General features: G+C 42.2%; 18 protein-coding genes and 1 rRNA gene. 9 read left to right on the top strand and 10 right to left on the bottom strand.

All coding sequences use genetic code 11. The features are described 5' to 3' along the window. The 4 genes from WH214_RS06115 to def all read right to left on the bottom strand — a co-directional run. A 16S ribosomal RNA gene (locus WH214_RS06115) occupies positions 1-537 on the bottom strand; the annotation flags it as partial. Positions 538-1,250: 713 nt separating this feature from the next. After that, entirely contained in the window at positions 1,251-3,296 is a 2,046-nt protein-coding gene (locus WH214_RS06110) for a TonB-dependent copper receptor (protein ID WP_159127008.1), read from the bottom strand. Between the two features lie 72 nt (positions 3,297-3,368). After that, a complete protein-coding gene (locus WH214_RS06105) occupies positions 3,369-3,806 on the bottom strand; it encodes a DUF2946 family protein (protein WP_339993037.1) in 438 nt (145 codons plus the stop codon). A gap of 89 nt (positions 3,807-3,895) precedes the next feature. Beyond that, positions 3,896-4,429, bottom strand: coding sequence for a peptide deformylase (gene def, locus WH214_RS06100; protein ID WP_004684452.1), 534 nt, complete (start codon positions 4,427-4,429; stop codon positions 3,896-3,898). Positions 4,430-4,549: 120 nt separating this feature from the next. Here def and WH214_RS06095 point away from each other — a divergent pair, with 120 nt between their 5' ends. From WH214_RS06095 to WH214_RS06085, 3 genes are read left to right on the top strand one after another with little or no spacing between them, the layout of a single operon-like run. Next, the gene (locus WH214_RS06095; RefSeq protein WP_279741507.1) at positions 4,550-5,704 is read left to right on the top strand and encodes a LysM peptidoglycan-binding domain-containing protein; all 1,155 of its coding nucleotides are present in this window, start codon (positions 4,550-4,552) and stop codon (positions 5,702-5,704) included. A 22-nt stretch (positions 5,705-5,726) separates the two neighbouring features. Then, positions 5,727-6,860, top strand: a complete 1,134-nt coding sequence (gene dprA, locus WH214_RS06090; protein ID WP_339421862.1) for a DNA-processing protein DprA — start codon at positions 5,727-5,729, stop codon at positions 6,858-6,860. Positions 6,861-6,905: 45 nt separating this feature from the next. Further along, positions 6,906-7,475, top strand: coding sequence for an L-threonylcarbamoyladenylate synthase (locus WH214_RS06085; protein ID WP_339421863.1), 570 nt, complete (start codon positions 6,906-6,908; stop codon positions 7,473-7,475). A gap of 399 nt (positions 7,476-7,874) precedes the next feature. Here the strand turns inward: WH214_RS06085 and WH214_RS06080 are convergent, their stop codons facing one another. Next, positions 7,875-8,795 carry a DMT family transporter gene (locus WH214_RS06080; RefSeq protein WP_339421864.1) on the bottom strand — a complete coding sequence of 307 codons (921 nt, stop codon included), beginning with the start codon at positions 8,793-8,795 and terminating at the stop codon, positions 7,875-7,877. Between the two features lie 334 nt (positions 8,796-9,129). Between WH214_RS06080 and WH214_RS06075 the strand changes: the two genes are divergently transcribed. The 6 genes from WH214_RS06075 to WH214_RS06050 all read left to right on the top strand — a co-directional run bounded on the left by WH214_RS06075 (position 9,130) and on the right by WH214_RS06050 (position 13,200). Then, complete coding sequence (locus tag WH214_RS06075; protein ID WP_339421865.1) at positions 9,130-9,684, top strand: hypothetical protein; 555 nt, start codon at positions 9,130-9,132, stop codon at positions 9,682-9,684. Between the two features lie 123 nt (positions 9,685-9,807). Further along, positions 9,808-10,353: a glutathione peroxidase gene (locus WH214_RS06070; protein WP_004984048.1), complete on the top strand. Its 546-nt coding sequence runs from the start codon at positions 9,808-9,810 to the stop codon at positions 10,351-10,353. 198 nt (positions 10,354-10,551) lie between these two features. Beyond that, positions 10,552-10,926, top strand: coding sequence for an RcnB family protein (locus WH214_RS06065; protein ID WP_339421866.1), 375 nt, complete (start codon positions 10,552-10,554; stop codon positions 10,924-10,926). 132 nt (positions 10,927-11,058) lie between these two features. Next, entirely contained in the window at positions 11,059-11,649 is a 591-nt protein-coding gene (locus tag WH214_RS06060; protein WP_339421867.1) for a hypothetical protein, read from the top strand. Positions 11,650-11,739: 90 nt separating this feature from the next. Next, on the top strand, positions 11,740-12,183 hold the full coding sequence (locus tag WH214_RS06055; RefSeq protein WP_339421868.1) for an AAA family ATPase: 444 nt from the start codon (positions 11,740-11,742) through the stop codon (positions 12,181-12,183). An 81-nt stretch (positions 12,184-12,264) separates the two neighbouring features. Beyond that, positions 12,265-13,200: a hypothetical protein gene (locus tag WH214_RS06050; protein ID WP_339421869.1), complete on the top strand. Its 936-nt coding sequence runs from the start codon at positions 12,265-12,267 to the stop codon at positions 13,198-13,200. Between the two features lie 31 nt (positions 13,201-13,231). Here the strand turns inward: WH214_RS06050 and WH214_RS06045 are convergent, their stop codons facing one another. From WH214_RS06045 to atpA, 5 genes are all read right to left on the bottom strand, one after another. Continuing rightward, positions 13,232-13,552, bottom strand: a complete 321-nt coding sequence (locus WH214_RS06045; RefSeq protein WP_339993031.1) for a hypothetical protein — start codon at positions 13,550-13,552, stop codon at positions 13,232-13,234. A 357-nt stretch (positions 13,553-13,909) separates the two neighbouring features. Then, positions 13,910-14,329: a F0F1 ATP synthase subunit epsilon gene (locus tag WH214_RS06040; RefSeq protein WP_004684427.1), complete on the bottom strand. Its 420-nt coding sequence runs from the start codon at positions 14,327-14,329 to the stop codon at positions 13,910-13,912. A 26-nt stretch (positions 14,330-14,355) separates the two neighbouring features. Next, positions 14,356-15,750 carry a F0F1 ATP synthase subunit beta gene (atpD, locus tag WH214_RS06035; RefSeq protein ID WP_004684425.1) on the bottom strand — a complete coding sequence of 465 codons (1,395 nt, stop codon included), beginning with the start codon at positions 15,748-15,750 and terminating at the stop codon, positions 14,356-14,358. A 26-nt stretch (positions 15,751-15,776) separates the two neighbouring features. Then, a complete protein-coding gene (gene atpG, locus WH214_RS06030; protein WP_339421870.1) occupies positions 15,777-16,646 on the bottom strand; it encodes a F0F1 ATP synthase subunit gamma in 870 nt (289 codons plus the stop codon). Between the two features lie 88 nt (positions 16,647-16,734). Further along, on the bottom strand, positions 16,735-18,279 hold the full coding sequence (atpA, locus tag WH214_RS06025) for a F0F1 ATP synthase subunit alpha (protein WP_339993028.1): 1,545 nt from the start codon (positions 18,277-18,279) through the stop codon (positions 16,735-16,737). Positions 18,280-18,289 lie beyond the last annotated feature (10 nt).

The raw sequence follows: 18,289 nt of genomic DNA, 5'->3' as shown, positions 1-18,289 counted from the left end.
CCCTCTGTATTACCGCGGCTGCTGGCACAGAGTTAGCCGGTGCTTATTCTGCGAGTAACGTCCACTATCCTAGAGTATTAATCTAAGTAGCCTCCTCCTCGCTTAAAGTGCTTTACAACCAAAAGGCCTTCTTCACACACGCGGCATGGCTGGATCAGGCTTTCGCCCATTGTCCAATATTCCCCACTGCTGCCTCCCGTAGGAGTCTGGGCCGTGTCTCAGTCCCAGTGTGGCGGATCATCCTCTCAGACCCGCTACAGATCGTCGCCTTGGTAGGCCTTTACCCCACCAACTAGCTAATCTGACTTAGGCTCATCTATTAGCGCAAGGTCCGAAGATCCCCTGCTTTCCCCCGTAGGGCGTATGCGGTATTAGCATTCCTTTCGGAATGTTGTCCCCCACTAATAGGCAGATTCCTAAGCATTACTCACCCGTCCGCCGCTAGGTCGTATAGCAAGCTATACTTCCCCGCTCGACTTGCATGTGTTAAGCCTGCCGCCAGCGTTCAATCTGAGCCATGATCAAACTCTTCAGTTAAAAATCATTAGTAGCTTATGGCTACAAATCTTGGCTCATCAATTTTCTGACAAATATTCTCAAATAAACTTCGAGTAATTTTTACCATTCAATCAATGAAATATTTTCGATCGATCAATCAGTAAAAATCCACACAAGTTGTTCTTCATAATCTCTTAATGATCTTCTTGCTGATTCGTCACCAGCAAGCTAGGTCGGCTATACTACTCTCTTTCCAGAGAAAGTCAACTGGTTTTGTTAATTATTTTTAAACTTATTCAAGACTTCCAGATTCTACCACTTAGGCTAAATCCTTGTTTCTCAACAAGTTTTAATCAACATCACCGCCGATGGATGTGCATTCTACAGTATTTCTAATCCCTTGCAATACCTTTTCTCAATAAATATTTCTGCATGTTTATTTTTCAAACTCATAAAATTATAAGTTACTGTTATTTATGTAAAATATTTTTTAATAAATTTATCTACTTCCTAGTTAGCGCCTTAAACCGCACCATCACATTCGCACAAATTAAACTTAATATATTGTTTTAATTCATTTAAATAACAATATATCGAAATAATATTTAAATATTTTATTTAAATCGCTGTTTCTTTCTACTTTTTATGGTGAATATCCACTCAAAATGCTGTTTTCTCAGTCAATTTCTATCTTAGAACCCAAAACAGCCATTCTATTTCTAGAATGGCTGTTTCCGATCATTACAATATATTTAGAACTTCAGACTGATACGCGCCCAATAATTACGTCCAATATTGTTGAATTGTTCTGTTGCAGCATAACCAAAGCCTGAACTTCCAAGTTTATTCAAATGCTCGGCATAGTTTTTATTCAGCACATTATCTATTCCGACTGAAAGGTCTAGATCTTTTTGGATATTATAAGTCCCATTTAAAGACAGAGTTCCAAAACCTTTGCTGTCTTCTAAATCGTATCCTATGATATTGCCTTCTCGATAGCTGGTACGATCTTGTGCTGCCACCACACGCCATAACAAACCGAGATTATATTTCTCTTGCACATAGCGTAGATTGAAACGCCCTTCTAATGGTGCAATTTGCGGTAAAGCGGTGTGATCCGTCGTATTTTCACCCCATGCATACATGGCACTGATGTCCGCTTGAATTTGATCCGTGAACTGGTAAGCCACACCTGCTTCAGCACCCGCAATGGTTGCATCGACATTTCGGCTTTTGGCTTCCAACCGCCCCATTGAACCTGTCGGAGTATATGCCACTAATATATAGTCTTGGATCAAACCTGCATAAACTGAAGCCCAAGATTTAAATGCACCCTGTTCATATTGATAACCTGCATCAAACTGCGCGGTTTTTTCATTCTCTAAATTGGCAAAGGTCGTACCTGTACTTTGATGGTATTTGGTACTAAACAATTCCCAATAATCAGGTACACGCTCTACATAACCTAATCCTGCGTAAGTTTTGACATACTCTGCAAGTTCACTTTCAATTCGAATAAAACCACTTGGCAAGGTTTCTTTACGCTCTGTATCTGTGGCTAAGTTATCGATCTTCGCTTGATCGACGCGTGCACCTGTCACCAGTTTATGCTGATTATTGAATGCATAACTCAGCTCACCGAAAGCCCCATAAGACTCAAATTCCATATTGGTTTTAAAGGAAGAATTCATACTCGGCATAGCATACATAATCATATTGCCGCCATGCTTATTGCGCTGCGAGTCTATTCCTGTCATCAGGCTGACTTTGTCCCATTCAGAAGTCATTGCAGCACGCGCATTCAAAGTACGACGCGTTACTTCCATTTCCATCTTATTTGGCACAGTCATCTGCATACCATGCATCGTCATGGTCATTGTCGGTGGTGTTCTTAAGCGAAAATTATCCATGACATGATCGTTATAGCTATAGTCAACTTGCGCTTCGACTTTCTTGATCACCTCGCCAATGTTTTTCTTTTCAACATGTAAACCTAGACTTTCACGAGCAAACTTAGAGCCATCCATGCTACGTCCAGCATAGACTGCCTCACCATCACTCTTCCCACCTTTCAGCTCTACCCATGTGTCCTCATTTGGAGTCCAGCCCAGCGCAAGATCTGTATTCCACTTTTCCCAATCGGACGGAACTGTATTGCCTGCTCCATCTTGATAGCTATCTGCAATCGAACGATTGGCATTTAAACGTGCGTATTTCGTTTCATCACCAACAGCGGCTTCAACATTCTGATCCAAACGACCATAAGAGCCAAGCATGACACTGGCTTGCCCGCGATAAGGTTTCGCGGAAGTGAGCTGCTCCGGCTCACGTTCAAAAATAACGGTTGCGGCTGAGCCAGTATGCGCATACTGAACGGTTTGTGGCCCTTTTACGACTGTGATTTTGTCGTAGCTTTCAGGGGAGACATAAGAAGCTGGATTATCCATACGGCTTGGGCATGCACCTAAATTTTCCGTACCATCTGTGAGGATTTTAATACGTGAGCCAAACATACCGCGGAAGGTGACGTCACCATTCGCGCCGCCATTTTTGATTTGGTTAAAACCCACAATACTTTGTAGGTAGGCTGCACCATCAACCGCAGGAATTGGCTGAGTGGGTTGTTTAGGGTCGGCATGTACAATCAGACCATGGGCATCATTGCCCTGCTGAGCCGTCACCACGATAGGCGCTAAAATGTGTGCGCTGTCTGCGTCAGCGGCAAATACTACGCTTGAAAAACAAGCAAGAGAAATCGCAGCCGCAAGAGGCTGTAAAAAGAATGTAGGCTGAGCCATTTTTATTCTCACTGAATCTATAAATACAACTAGGCTAGAGTCCGTTAAGACCCGAAAAATATATGTCTAGGTTTATACAAACAGTGGCGGTGCTCGCCCTTGAGGCAGTAAGAAGAGTTGTTGCAGTGCAAACCAAACATGCACAAAGGCTTTTTGGAATGCAATTAAACGGACTTGAATACGGTCAAGTACCGCTTTTAACTCTAAATCAGGCGGCAACACGAGATTGCCATATACCGTACAGTATTGGCATTGATGACTTGCATCATGATGATTGTGTTCGGCAGGTTGTGAACTGAGTTCATGCTGAGCCTGCATTTCATGATGATGTGTGGAATGCTTTTCAGCATGAGAACGGAGATGTTCAACTGGTTTGAGTAAAAGCGCACGCGAAATGGTTTCACAGACCGGCGAAATTTGATATTGCGTCGGTAGTAAAGGCTGTAAAAAAACAGAAATCTTTAAAAACACGGCTACACAAGACAGTAGCAACGCAGCTCTAAAAAACAATCCATTCCATCCGAATTGAGAACGCGGCCAGTATAACAAAGCCCAATTGAAATTGGGCTCACTTTAAAGATGATTTTTAAGCAAAAAACTTAACCGCGTTTTACAGCCACTTTGTCTTTTTGGCGCTGACGGGTCAATTTTTCCACTTTTTCACGTGCGCGTTGGCGCTTTAGTGGTGACAAATAGTCGACGAACAATTTGCCATTTAAGTGATCCATTTCATGTTGAATGCAAACAGCGAGAAGTTCGTCAGCTTCGATCTCAAATGCTTGACCTTCAAGGTTAATTGCTTCGATCTTTACGCGTGACGGGCGCTCAACTTTGTCGTATATTTGGGGAACTGATAGGCAGCCTTCTTCATAGGGCTGCGTTTCTTCAGTCAATGGGGTAACTTTGGGGTTAATGAATACCAAAGGTTGATCTTTATGTTCAGATAAGTCCATGACAATCAACTGAATATGGCGATCAACTTGTGTCGCGGCAAGTCCAATGCCTGGCGCTTCATACATGGTTTCAAACATATCTGCAGCCAGCTGACGAATTTCATCAGTAACTTCTTCGACGGGTTCTGCAATGGTACGAAGACGGGGATCAGGAAAACTTAAAATAGGTAATAAGGCCATACTGCGTCCTCAATTATGCCATTGATCAAAAAACCAAATGAAGGGAATGCTTGATCAAAAAAATGTGTGTAATATCGTTATTATAACGCAACTACATACATAATTTTAGGAATTATGATAATGAAAAAGGTTTTTATGGGCATGCCATCTTTTAGTGCCTTGGGGTTTAAACAACACATGTTAGCACTTGCGGTTTGCGTAAGTGTTGGCGCAGGCGTCATTTCAACAGCTCAAGCTGCACCTACACGAAATTACAATCCACCTGCTTTAAAAGCCAATGCACCGAATGTTTATGTGGTGAAAAAAGGCGATACCCTGTGGGATATTTCTAAACGTTTCCTAAACAATCCTGTGCGTTGGCCTGAAATTTGGGCCAGCAATAGACACGTCAAAAATCCGCATTGGATTTTCCCGGGTGACCGCTTACTGATGTGTACTCATGAAGGTCGTCCAATTATTGGTAAAGACGAAGGTGATGGCTGTGAAGGGATCATTCGTCGTTATACAGGCGGCACTAAACTTCAACCTCAAGCACGCGTTGAGTCTTTAAACAATGCCATTCCTGTCATTCCACTGGAATACATTAAAAACTGGCTTGAACACAGCACTATTCTTTCAGAGGAATCTTTGGAAGGTACACCGTATATCGTTGGTGCTGCCGATCAGCGTGTGATTGCAGGTAAAGGTCAAACCGTTTATGCACGTGGCCAAGGCATTGAAGTCGGTCAACGCTACGCGATTTACCGTGAAGGCGAACCGTACATTGTGACGGATGCAGAGGGCAAAAAACAAAATCTAGGTCTAGAATTGACTCAGGTTGCTTCAGCCATTGCCATTCGTGGTGAAAATGACATGTCCACTTTAGAAATCACAGATTCGTATAATTCTGAAGTACGTCGTGGTTATCGCGTACTGCCTGAATACGATGCCATGCTTCCAACCTTGTTCTACCCAACACATGCACAAGATGTGACTGAGGGTGGACAAGTGATTCGTGTTCAAGGTTCGATTGGTCTAGCTGCGAAGCATTCAGTTGTAACCATTGACCGTGGCACAGTGGATGGCGTTCAATCGGGTTATGTGTTCTCAGTGAGCCAAAAGGGTCAAGAAATCCGTGATCCGAAAACCAATGAAAAACTAACCCTTCCAACGGAGCGTATCGGCAACATCATGGTCTTTAAAACCTTTGACCGTGTCAGCTATGCTTATGTGCTCGACAGCGAACTGCCAATGAACTTGGGCGCGAAACTTTCTCCCTCTGTAGTGGATGAATAATCCGTTGCCTTAAGGTGTACACATGCTGAACTCTTTATCACATGAACAGATTGCAACAATCACCCTGTGGTATTTGGTTCAGCATTCTTTATCAAGCTTTCAAAAACTACAACAACATTTTGGCACAAGCACAAAAGCTGTTGCTGCCTCCAATCTTCAGATCTGGCCAAATCTCGGCTTACACAAAAGCCATCTACAACGTGTCGCAGAAATCCAAACACCTGCTGGCCAAATCAAATTACAAACTTTACTGCATAACGTCCAAGCCAGTTGTGATTTTATTTTGCTTGATACTGAAAGTCATTATCCCTCGCAGCTGCTGCCCTATTCTGACCGGCCACCGATTTTATTTGGTCAGGGTAATCCACAAAGCCTATTACAACCTCAAGTTGCTATCGTCGGCAGTCGAAAACCCAGTCCACACGGCAAGCAAGTGGCTTATGACTTTGCCTATTACCTCGCCGAAAAGGGCTTTTATATTTGCAGTGGTTTGGCTGAAGGCATTGATGCAGCGGCACATCAGGGCGGCTTAAAATATCAACGTACCATTGCAGTGATGGGCACGGGCTTAGATCTCACTTACCCTTCCCAACATCAAACACTGCGTACGCAAATATTAGAAAATAATGGCTGTATTATTACTGAATTTTTACCACATACACCGCCTTTACAGCATAATTTTCCACGACGCAACCGCATCGTCAGTGCATTGAGTTTAGGGGTTGTGGTTGCAGAAGCCGCACTCAAAAGTGGCTCTCTTGGCACAGCCAAATCTGCTGCTGAACAAGGCAAGACAATTTTTGCGATCCCCGGTCATATTTACAGTGAACACCATCAAGGCTGTCATCAACTGATCCGAGAAGGGGCTATTTTGGTCGATCATCCTGAACAAATCATTGAAGACTTGGCACTCCCCACTCAATGGCATAGCCAATCCCAGTCACAAGAAACCACCCCAAGCGCTAGTATTGAGATCCCATCTAATTTACTCGAACTTTATAATCAACTGGATTGGGTGGGACAAAATATGGATCAACTTAATTTCAAACTTAACACCGATATTGCCACACTCACTAGCCAGTTAATGGAACTGGAGATTTTGGGGCTCGTACAACAACAGGCTGGCAATTATCTGCGTTGCCGTTCCAGCCAATAAGGTTCACAATAACCCTTTATGAATCAATAAAAGGTACAAAGTGTAATGATTACCACCTCTGTGACTGAAGCGGCGCAATGTTTAAAACAAGGTCAAGTTTTAGCATATCCAACAGAAGCAGTATGGGGTTTAGGCTGTGATCCGTATAACGAACAGGCCTTTTTAGATATTTTACAGATCAAGCAACGCCCGATTGAAAAAGGGGTGATTTTACTGGCTGGGCAAATTGCTCAAGTTGAACCACTTTTAGAACATTTAGATCCCCACATCCGTCAACAAGTGATCGACAGCTGGAGTGATCGTAGTCCATCAGAACGCGCAACCACGTGGTTGCTACCTACAAATGAACATATTCCGACATGGATTAAAGGCAATCATCCCAAAGTTGCTGTACGAGTATCCACGCATCCGATTTGTGTGGCGCTTTGCAATGCTTTTCAAGGCTTCATAGTCTCCACCAGTGCCAACCCCGCTGGATTGCCACCTGCCCGTTCACTACAAGATGCCAACCACTACTTTGCGCAACAAGTGAATTATCTGAATGGTGACCTAGGCTTGAGCCAAGAACCGAGTCGCATACTCGATGCCGAAACTGGCGCAGTGGTTCGTGCCTAAAAGCGTGCTCTTTCTCAGGATTTTTACTGAAAAATAGACAAAAAAAAGCTCAGCCATATAGGGATGGCTGAGCATAAAAAAGGATGTGTAATCACATCCAGAGGGTCTGAAAACTGATGAGCAAACACTTAATGCCCGTTTTGACATTGGCCTAAGTTTGCAGTGCGCGTATTATGTAGCAAATTGCTTTTCTAAACAAATAGATTTTTTATATTAAAAACAGCGTTAAAACGCTGATTAATGGAGATAATTAAATTATAATTCAAATTATCTACCTATTTTTAATCAGCTTTTGCATACATTAAATACATTCATTATCTAAAATAGCATTAATAAATTAACTTATTAATGAATTATTCTATTAAAAAAATAATTTAAATGATCATTTTTTAATCAAAATCAATCCATCGAGTTTGCTAAAGGTGTCGTTTTTGATGATGTTTTACGCTGCGCGAGTAAAATACCACAGATAATGACCACACCACCGACCGTATGATAAACCGTCCACGCCTCTTTCAACCAAACATAGGCAATCACTGCGGTAAAGACAGGCATCAAGTTCATGAAAATACTGGTTCGATTCGGCCCTAAATGGGTAATGGCCAACATCCACAGTAAAGGTGCAACCAAAGAAGGGAAAATACTGGCATACATGACACTTGCCGCATTTTGACTATTGATTGAATCGAGACCGAAATAGGCAATAAAAGGTAAATGGTAAAGCAGTGCAAAAAAGATCTGCACATAGAGGCTCAACATCAAGGGAATTTGCAATTGCCACTTTTTCAAAAACACCCCATAAAAGGCATAGAAGAATACCGCAACCACCATCAGGACATCACCCAAATGCCCACCCGATTGAACTAGACCTGCAAGATTGCCCTGCCCAATGATATAAACCAAACCTGCAAAAGATAAAATACTCCCGATCATCGCAAAACGATTTGGAATATCTTTTAAGATCAGCAGTGAAACAAAAATGGTAAAGATCGGAATAAAGGCATTAATCAGTCCCATATTGGTCGCGGTCGTATAGTGCGCTGCGGTGTAGGCTAAGCCCTGATACAACACCAGACCAAATGCACTTAGCACTGCCAACTGACCCAAATGCGCTCGGATTAATGCCCACTGCCGACATAAAGGTCGCACGACAAAAGGCGTTAAAAGAATGAAGGCAAAGAACCAACGATAAAAACTAATACTGACTGGCGAAATGAAATCTGCCACATAACGCGTGACGACAATATTGATCGACCAAATGAGTACGGCAATGATAGGGAGACTCAAAGCCCAATACATACGTTGTGGTGTGGTACTCATTCTTTTCCCGTTTAGCTTTTGTTTGCAAAATTTAAATGAATGGTAAAACATTTTTATGATTTATTCGAATATCATTTGGGTATCACACATAATTGATACATTTATCTTAAAATATAAAATTTATAAAAAACATAATATTAAGACAATATAAAATTATACATTTCAATAAATTGATGCAATTCAGCAGCTTCACTCTACAAAAACACCATAGAACAATGTCAACGATCTCTGCATCTTATTGATGCTGTTCTAGCGAACGTATTTTTTAATTGATTGGTCATTGCTCTTAGACTCTGGCCTACAAAAACATATTTCCCGATAGAAGGATGTCGTTATGAAAAAGTTACTTTTAACCACAGTTTGTATGGCCACACTTACTTTGGCTGCGTGCGAAAAAAAAGGAACTGAGCCAGCCGTTGAACAAACGACGTCTGCATCTGAAGCGACCTCAACCGAAGCAACTACTATCGTTGCTAATCATAGCAATAACAATATTGCCGATATTCAAGCCGATTTGTTAGCCGTACAAACGCTATCGAATGCCAAAGCTCAAGAAGCCGTTGAGTTTCAAAAAGAAGTGAGTGCAACCTTAGAGAAAAAGGATCCCGCTCAAATTAAAGCCATGGTTGAAAAAACAGAAACCTATGTGAAGCAATTTAATGATGAATTAGATGCCTTAACCTTAAAAAGTGCTGAAGTAGATGCTTTACGTGAAAAAATGCAGGACGCCAATGATCTAGGTGTAGAGCTCACCAAAGAAAGTACAAAAACAACGCCAGATAGCGCGAAAATCACCGAACTTCAAAACAAAACGACTGAATTGCAAAAATCGATCATTGCTGACGTAACGGCTTTGGAAGCGAAAGTCAAAGCAGCTCCAGTGTCTTAATGACCTCCCTACTCTTTAAAGCAAGCCTTGGCTTGCTTTTTTGTTGCGATCAATCCGCAAATGGGCGTGACTTTGTCGAACGCTTCCAACACAATAAAATGCACATCGTATAAGGACACGCAAATGAGCACTTCGATTTATAACATTCCTGTCAAATCCATTCAGGGCGAAGACATCAACTTAAATCAATACCAAGGTAAAGTTCTCTTGGTGGTCAATGTGGCATCTAAATGTGGCCTCACACCACAGTACGAAGGTTTAGAAAAACTCTATCAAGACAAAAAATCACAGGGTTTAGAGATTCTAGGTTTTCCTGCCAACAATTTCTTGGCACAAGAACCGGGTTCAGATGCTGAAATTCAAGAATTCTGCTCTTTAAACTATCAAGTGGATTTCCCGCTTTTTTCAAAAATCTCGGTTGCTGGGGATGATAAGCATCCACTATATGAAACGCTCACCCAAGCGGTGCCTGAACGCATTGGTGAAGGCCCTTGGTGGAAAGACTTGGTAGACTATGGTTTAACACCGAACGAACCACCTGAAGTGCTGTGGAACTTCGAGAAATTCTTAATCAATAAAAATGGCGAAGTGGTTGCGCGTTTTGCACCGGACATTACAGCCAATGATCCGCGTATTGTCGATGCTATCAATGCTGAATTGGCCAAATAAGCCTAGAGCTGTTTATAAGCAGTCGAATTTAACGGCTGCTTATATTTTATTTTTTTAAATGAGTAATGACACTCGAATCGGTTCGATCTTCAAGATTTCTTCTTTATTTTGATAATTTTACAACACTTCATTCACGATCAATCAAATACTTCACTCTATGATGCATCTATCCGCTCAAGACAACCCGAAGTGAAGCTCATGAATACCTTTATAAAAGCAGCTATTTTATCTATCTCAACCGCATTGATTGCCCTTCCTGCACTAGCAGCACCACAAGAACAACATCAGCAACATCACGCAGCTCAGTCACACGGACATGCGCAACAGCAGACATCAAATGGACATCAACAGCCAACCCAAGCCACTGTAAAGAAAGCCAACCGTCCATCTCAAGACTGGAAAGCAGGTCAAAAACTCCCAAGCGCTTACCATAGCAATGCCTATAAAGTAGATCATCAAAAATACAAAAAACTCAGCAAACCGAGTAAAAACCAACAGTGGATTAAAGTAAATGGCGACTATGTACTAACAGACATTCGCAATCATTCCATTATTAAAATCATTGCTGGTTAAACTGCTGTAAATGAAGAGTGCTCCGGCACTCTTTTTATTTTAAAAAGTTTTGTTATGACTTTGAAACCCAGCATTTTATCTACACATTTTGCCCTTATATTAAAAAACACATAGCCCAATATTGATTTGATGATGAAAAAGCTTTTACAAAACTTGGTTCTTCCTTTTGCACTGTTTAGTTCAGGCATCCTACTCATTGGCTGTGAGCAAGCAACAGAGCCGAATCAGCAAGACATCCAGACTGAGTCGTCTGAGCAACACCAATCAGCGAATACACAAAGCCCTGACAAAGCTGAACTGAAAAGTGGCAACATGCTCTATATCGTGCGTGATGTGGCAGATATGCAATTAAAAGCAGGCGAATACGTCACTCAGCTGCAAGAAACCCAAAGTGACTTGCAGGCCGCAATTGAACAGCATGATCAGCAACAGTTGCAACACGCCGCGACAGCTTTACAACAACAGCTCACAGGTTTCAATAATGCCTTGAATGGCCTAAATCTTAAAACCCAAGAAATCAATGATATCCGTGAAAAATTACTGTCTGCCAACCAACAAGTGTTAGCTTCGCCTTTTTTAAATGGACAAGTGGATTTTAGCCAAGTCGACTTTAAAAAGATGCAACAGCAAATGGGCACGATTCAATCTGAAATGTTGAAATTGGCTTCAATGATGATTCCTCAGCAAGCTGAGAATGATAGCTCAAGCACAAACCAATCTTAAGACATGTAAATATTGGTGCTTTCAGCAACAAAGTGGGAGAAAATGACTACAACCGTTTTCTCCTACTTTGATTGAGGCACGATTTCACACATGCAGCTGATTATTTTTATGGGCATCCAAGCTTCGGGAAAATCGAGCTATTATCTGCTGAATTTGGCACATAGCCATTTACGCATCAACCTCGATATGCTGAAAACACGACATCGTGAAAAAATCATTTTTGAAGCAGGACTCGCCTCCAAAACCAAAATGGTGATTGATAATACCAACCCTACGCCAGCCGATCGTGCCCGTTATATTGCTAGTGCTCAGGCTGCAGGCTTTGAAATTGTAGGCTATTTCTTTGAGACTGAGCTTAAAGGTGCACTTGAACGCAACCACTTACGTGAAGGTAAAGCCTGCATTCCTGAAGTCGGGATCAGAGCCACCGCTCAAAAGCTTGAACCTCCACACTATGCTGAAGGCTTTGATGCACTGTATAAAGTTCGTATTCTCGGGCAAGGTGAATTTTCAATTTCACCCATACAGATTTGAAGCTTTAATGAAAAAACATTAACTATTTCTCATTTTTAAGCTACCATGTACAAATAAGAAACACAGAAAAACATTTTTATAATGAAAAAAGTCATTCTTGTGATCGCCTGTTTAGCAATCATCGTCTTTGGCGGGATGCACTTTTTAATGCCTGAAAAAACCACGCCACACTTAACCCAGTTTTTTTCTAAAGAGCATAAAGAAGTTCAACGTATTCAGGACTGGCTCAAATACAAACAACAGCAGCAGTTACTTTTGGTCGATGTTGCAAGCCCTGTCAGCCCTAAACAACAAGGCGCTTATGCAGAATACATCAAACAAAAAATTGAGTTCAACCAGCAAAATATTCAACGCCTTCAGCTCACTCGCTATCAAACCAAAGCGTTTAAAGAGCTACAACAGCTTGAAATTCATGTGCTAGAGCAATGGAATACCTTATTTCAAACGCATATTGTAGATGCCTTCGTTGAACAACAACATTTCACTGAAATTCCAGCCGAAGAATACCAACAATTTGATGCTGAAGCGCGCTATGCTTTACAAAAGCAAGAAATTTTGGTTCTCGAACACTTACAACAATTGCTGCAACACAACAGCCCTTATCTGTCTGACATCGATCATAGCCTGCTCAGTGATTGGCTTTATTACCAACTGATGCAACATGAAATTCATCCAGTTATCTCTGAATGGTTGGAAGTCGAAACAGATATGCCTGATCGAAGCCGTCAAGATGCAATGCAAGACCTAAGGCTATATAAGCGGTTTAACCCCAATACCGATGAATATAAGTACATCATGTCACTCGAAACACAGCTTTGGCATGCCGAACACCCATCTTCAAATTTACTTACGCAACCATCCACTACCGTGTCAAATTCGGATATCGAAATCGATCCCGAGATTGTGATTCCTGAAGATGAGCCTCAGGTTGAACAAATCAAAAAGCTGATTGAGACGCAGCATGATACCGTTAGCCGCATGATGTTCAGCCAATTGCGTCAGAGCTTTTTAAAATAATTTTAAAACAATGCTTTGAACTCATACCTCATCAAAACGAAGACTGTTCCTGAGTTTTGCTCTGTGCTAACCATTCTTTAAAAGCCTTTTGCATCGCATGACGCTCATATGGCTTGGCTAAACGTGCTTCCATCATTGAAAAATCACCCTTATAAGCTGCTTCAATCATGGCTTTGGTCAGCTCCTTAATACTCGCGCGACCCCGATGTTCATATTGTAATATTTCTTCTGAAGTCAGCACCAAGTCCCAACACGACACCACTGAACTCATATCGACTGCTATACTCAGATAATAATGCTCAAAATCTTGGTAAAGTTCCCAAAAGTGGGATTCATGCGCAATCAGGTTCATCTTCATCTTCGCTTACAGAGAAGCGTTTAAAATATAACTTCTGTTGAATAAAAGATATGCAACTTTAGATAGCTATGTCCTTGCTTAACGGAATATATCAAGCATAGGAGCATTGATTCAGATGAATTTTAAAAATTGTGTATTCAAAATATTCTACAAGCCAGCTTACAGTTAAAAGACGAAGCACTATTATACAAAACAAAGATTGCATGTATGCAGCAGACTAATCCAGTCCATTTGAACAGTGACAACTAAGAAACCAACAAACTCATCATGAAATAAGCAATTCACGCCTTTTTATCAACAGACATAAAAAAAGCCACCTTTCGGTGGCTTTTTTTAATCTCAAACCATCTCTTATTGAGCGCGGTTTTTGATTTTGCGGATGGTTTCCAACTGAGCAGCAGTTTCTGCAAGAGCAGCCAAAGCAGCAGCCGAGTCCAAGTCGCTCTTTTGATTCGCAAGCAATTGTTCAGCGTGTTTACGCGCTTCAAGAATTGCTGCTTCATCTAAGTTTTCTGCACGGACTGCAGTATCTGCAAGAACCGTAACAACATGCGGTTGAACTTCTAAAACACCACCAGATACATAGATTAACTCTTCTGTACCGTTTTCAAGCAGAACACGGATTGTACCCGGCTTGAGTAAAGTTACTAGTGGCGCGTGACCAGGCATAATACCTAATTCACCACCAGCACCTTTAGCAATTAGCATCGTTACAGCGCCAGAGTACAAAGACTCTTGAACACTTACAACATCACACTGCATAGTCGACATGAGAATCTCCTAAATTAGGTAACTAATTAAAGTTTCTCAGCTTTAGCAATTACTTCGTCAATACCACCAACCATATAGAACGCTTGTTCTGGAATGTGGTCATATTCACCAGCTAAAAGACCTTTAAAGCCACGAATCGTTTCTTTAAGCGGTACAAGTTTACCAGGAGCACCAGTAAACACTTCAGCTACGTGGAACGGTTGAGAGAAGAAACGTTGGATTTTACGCGCACGGTAAACAGTCAACTTATCTTCTTCTGCAAGTTCGTCCATACCAAGAATCGCGATGATGTCTTTCAATTCTTTATAACGTTGAAGAACGTTTTGAACTGAACGAGCAATCTCGTAATGCTCAGCACCCACTACTAGTGGATCTAACTGACGTGAAGTTGAGTCAAGTGGATCGATCGCTGGATAAATACCAGAAGATGCGATGTCACGGCTCAATACTACAGTTGCGTCTAAGTGAGCAAACGTAGTTGCAGGCGATGGATCTGTTAAGTCATCGGCAGGTACGTATACCGCTTGGATTGACGTAATAGAACCAGACTTAGTCGATGTAATACGTTCTTGAAGAACACCCATCTCTTCTGCAAGTGTCGGTTGGTAACCTACTGCAGATGGCATACGACCTAGAAGTGCTGATACTTCAGTACCTGCTAGTGTATAACGGTAGATGTTATCTACGAACAATAGTACGTCACGGCCTTTGCCGTTTTCGTCTTTCTCATCACGGAAGTACTCAGCCATAGTCAAACCAGTCAACGCTACGCGTAAACGGTTACCCGGTGGCTCGTTCATCTGACCGTAGACCATTGCTACTTTGTCTAGAACGTTTGAGTCTTTCATCTCGTGATAGAAGTCGTTACCTTCACGAGTACGCTCACCAACACCAGCGAACACAGATAAACCTGAGTGCGCTTTAGCGATGTTGTTGATCAACTCCATCATGTTTACAGTTTTACCAACACCGGCACCACCGAACAGACCAACTTTACCACCTTTAGCGAACGGGCATAGTAAGTCGATGACTTTAATACCAGTTTCTAAAAGGTCAGTAGAAGCTGCTTGCTCAGCATAAGAAGGTGCTTGACGGTGAATCGGTAAACGCGCTTCAGTCGCAACTGGACCAGCTTCGTCGATTGGGCGACCAAGAACGTCCATGATACGACCCAAAGTCGCTGTACCCACTGGTACAGAGATTGGCGCGTTAGTATTCGTTACGTTCAAACCACGCTTAAGGCCTTCAGTAGAACCCATTGCAATAGTACGAACTACGCCATCACCAAGTTGTTGCTGAACTTCTAATGTAGTTTCAGTGCCATCAACGTGGAGAGCGTCATAGATCTTAGGAACGCTGTTACGTTCAAACTCGACGTCGATAACCGCGCCGATGATCTGAATGATACGACCGCTACTCATTGCTGTCTCCTCAATTCAAAATAATGTTAAACGGCAGCGGCACCACCAACGATCTCAGAAATTTCCTGAGTAATCGCGGCTTGACGCAGCTTGTTATAAATAAGTTGTAGGCTCTTGATCAAATCACCTGCGTTGTCCGTTGCAGCTTTCATTGCAACCATACGAGCTGACTGCTCACACGCGATGTTTTCGATCACGCCTTGATATACCACAGACTCGATATAACGAACCAATAAGCCATTTAAAAGCTGTTCAGCTTCAGGCTCATAGAGATAATCCCAACCGTATTGACGATTAAGGGTCTTGTTTTCTTCAGCAGTTGCTAAAGGAACAAGTTGTTCGATTTTTTGATTTTGAGTCATGGCATTGACAAAGCCGTTTGACACGAGATAAATACGATCTAACTCGCCTTTATCAAATGCGTCTAACATCACCTGTACAGAACCAGATAACTGTTCAAGGCTTGGTGTATCACCGACATTTGTCGTAGCACCCAGCACTTTACCGCCGTAGTTTTTAAAAAACGAAACCGCTTTTTGACCAATTAAAGCAAATTGAACTTCAATTGACTGCTCTCGTTGCTGTTGTACGTGTTTAACCACTTTTTTGAACAAGTTAATGTTCAAACCACCAGCAAGGCCACGATCTGAAGACACAATGATATAGCCAACGCGCTTCACAGGGCGTTCAACCATATAACGGTGTTTGTATTCAGGATTCGCTTGAACCAAGTGAGCAATTACACGGTGCATATTTTCGGCATACGGACGGCCTTGAGCCATGCGCTCTTGCGCACGACGCATCTTAGAAGCTGCTACCATCTGCATCGCGCGAGTAATTTTCTGCGTGCTTTTGATACTAGCTACTTTGGCGCGAATTTCTTTTAAATTTGCCATACGCTTAACCTAGTATTCGAAGGCCCTTTCGAGCCCTCGAAGGTTGATCCGTGAACCAAACCAAAACTAAATCCAACTGAAGTTGAAATTAGTAAGTTTGAGTCGCTTTAAAGCTTTCAATACCTGCTTTGATTGCAGCTTCGATGTCTTTGTTGTAATCACCAGTTTCATCGATGTTTTGCATTAACGCAGCATTTTCTGAACGGAAGTAAGAGATTAACGCAGCATCAAAGTCTACGATTTTCTTCACTTCAACGTCAGCCATGTAGCCTTCGTTAGATGCATAAATTGAAACAGCTTGGTCAGCAATTGAATATGGAGCATATTGTTTTTGCTTCATTAATTCAGTTACACGTTGACCATGTTCAAGTTGCTTACGCGTTGCTTCATCAAGGTCAGAAGCAAACTGAGCAAACGCTGCCAATTCACGGTATTGCGCCAAAGCAGTACGGATACCACCAGACAATTTTTTGATGATCTTAGTCTGCGCTGAACCACCAACACGAGATACAGAGATACCCGCGTTCACAGCAGGACGAATACCTGCGTTGAATAATGATGTTTCAAGGAAGATCTGACCGTCAGTGATCGAAATTACGTTCGTTGGTACGAATGCAGATACGTCACCCGCTTGAGTTTCAATGATTGGCAATGCAGTTAATGAACCAGTTTGGCCTTTAACTTCACCATTCGTTAATTTCTCAACATAGTCAGCAGAAACGCGCGAAGCACGCTCAAGAAGACGAGAGTGAAGATAGAATACGTCACCTGGATACGCTTCACGACCTGGTGGACGACGTAATAACAATGAAATTTGACGGTAAGCAACAGCTTGCTTAGACAAATCATCATAAATGATTAGTGCATCTTCACCGCGGTCACGGAAGTATTCGCCCATTGTACAGCCAGAGTATGGAGCCAAGTACAACATTGCTGCTGGATCGGCTGCAGCTGCTGCTACAACAGTGGTATACGCCATAGCGCCAGTTTCTTCTAGCTTGCGCACAACGTTAGCAATAGTCGATTGTTTTTGACCAATAGCTACGTATACACATTTAATGCCAGAGTTTTTCTGAGCGATGATCGCATCGATCGCCATCGCTGTTTTACCAGTTTGACGGTCACCAATGATCAACTCACGCTGACCACGGCCTACAGGAATCATTGTATCTACTGATTTATAACCAGTTTGTACAGGCTGATCCACTGATTGACGCCAAATTACGCCTGGTGCTACTTTTTCAACAGCATCAGTTAATTTTGCATCAATTGGGCCTTTACCATCAATTGGGTTACCCAAAGCATCTACTACACGGCCTAAAAGTTCTGGACCAACCGGAACTTCTAATACACGACCTGTGCAACGCGCTTTTTGACCTTCTTGAAGGCTTAAGTAGTTACCTAAAACAACGACGCCCACTGAATCCTGTTCTAGGTTCAGTGCCATACCGTATAAGCCGCCGTCGAATTCGATCATTTCACCGTACATTGCATCAGCAAGGCCGTGAATACGCACAATACCGTCGGAAACCATAACAATGGTCCCTTCGTTTTTAGCGGTCGCGCTGGTGTCCAGATCGCCGATACGCTGTTTAATGAGCGCACTGATCTCGGATGGATTCAGTTGTTGCATTGCGCTATAC

Source organism: Acinetobacter sp. MYb191, from assembly GCF_037572605.1.
Classification (GTDB): Bacteria; Pseudomonadota; Gammaproteobacteria; order Pseudomonadales; family Moraxellaceae; genus Acinetobacter; species Acinetobacter johnsonii.
Note: the sequence above shows the minus strand (reverse complement) of the source record. Positions and strands in the feature narration are given on the sequence as shown.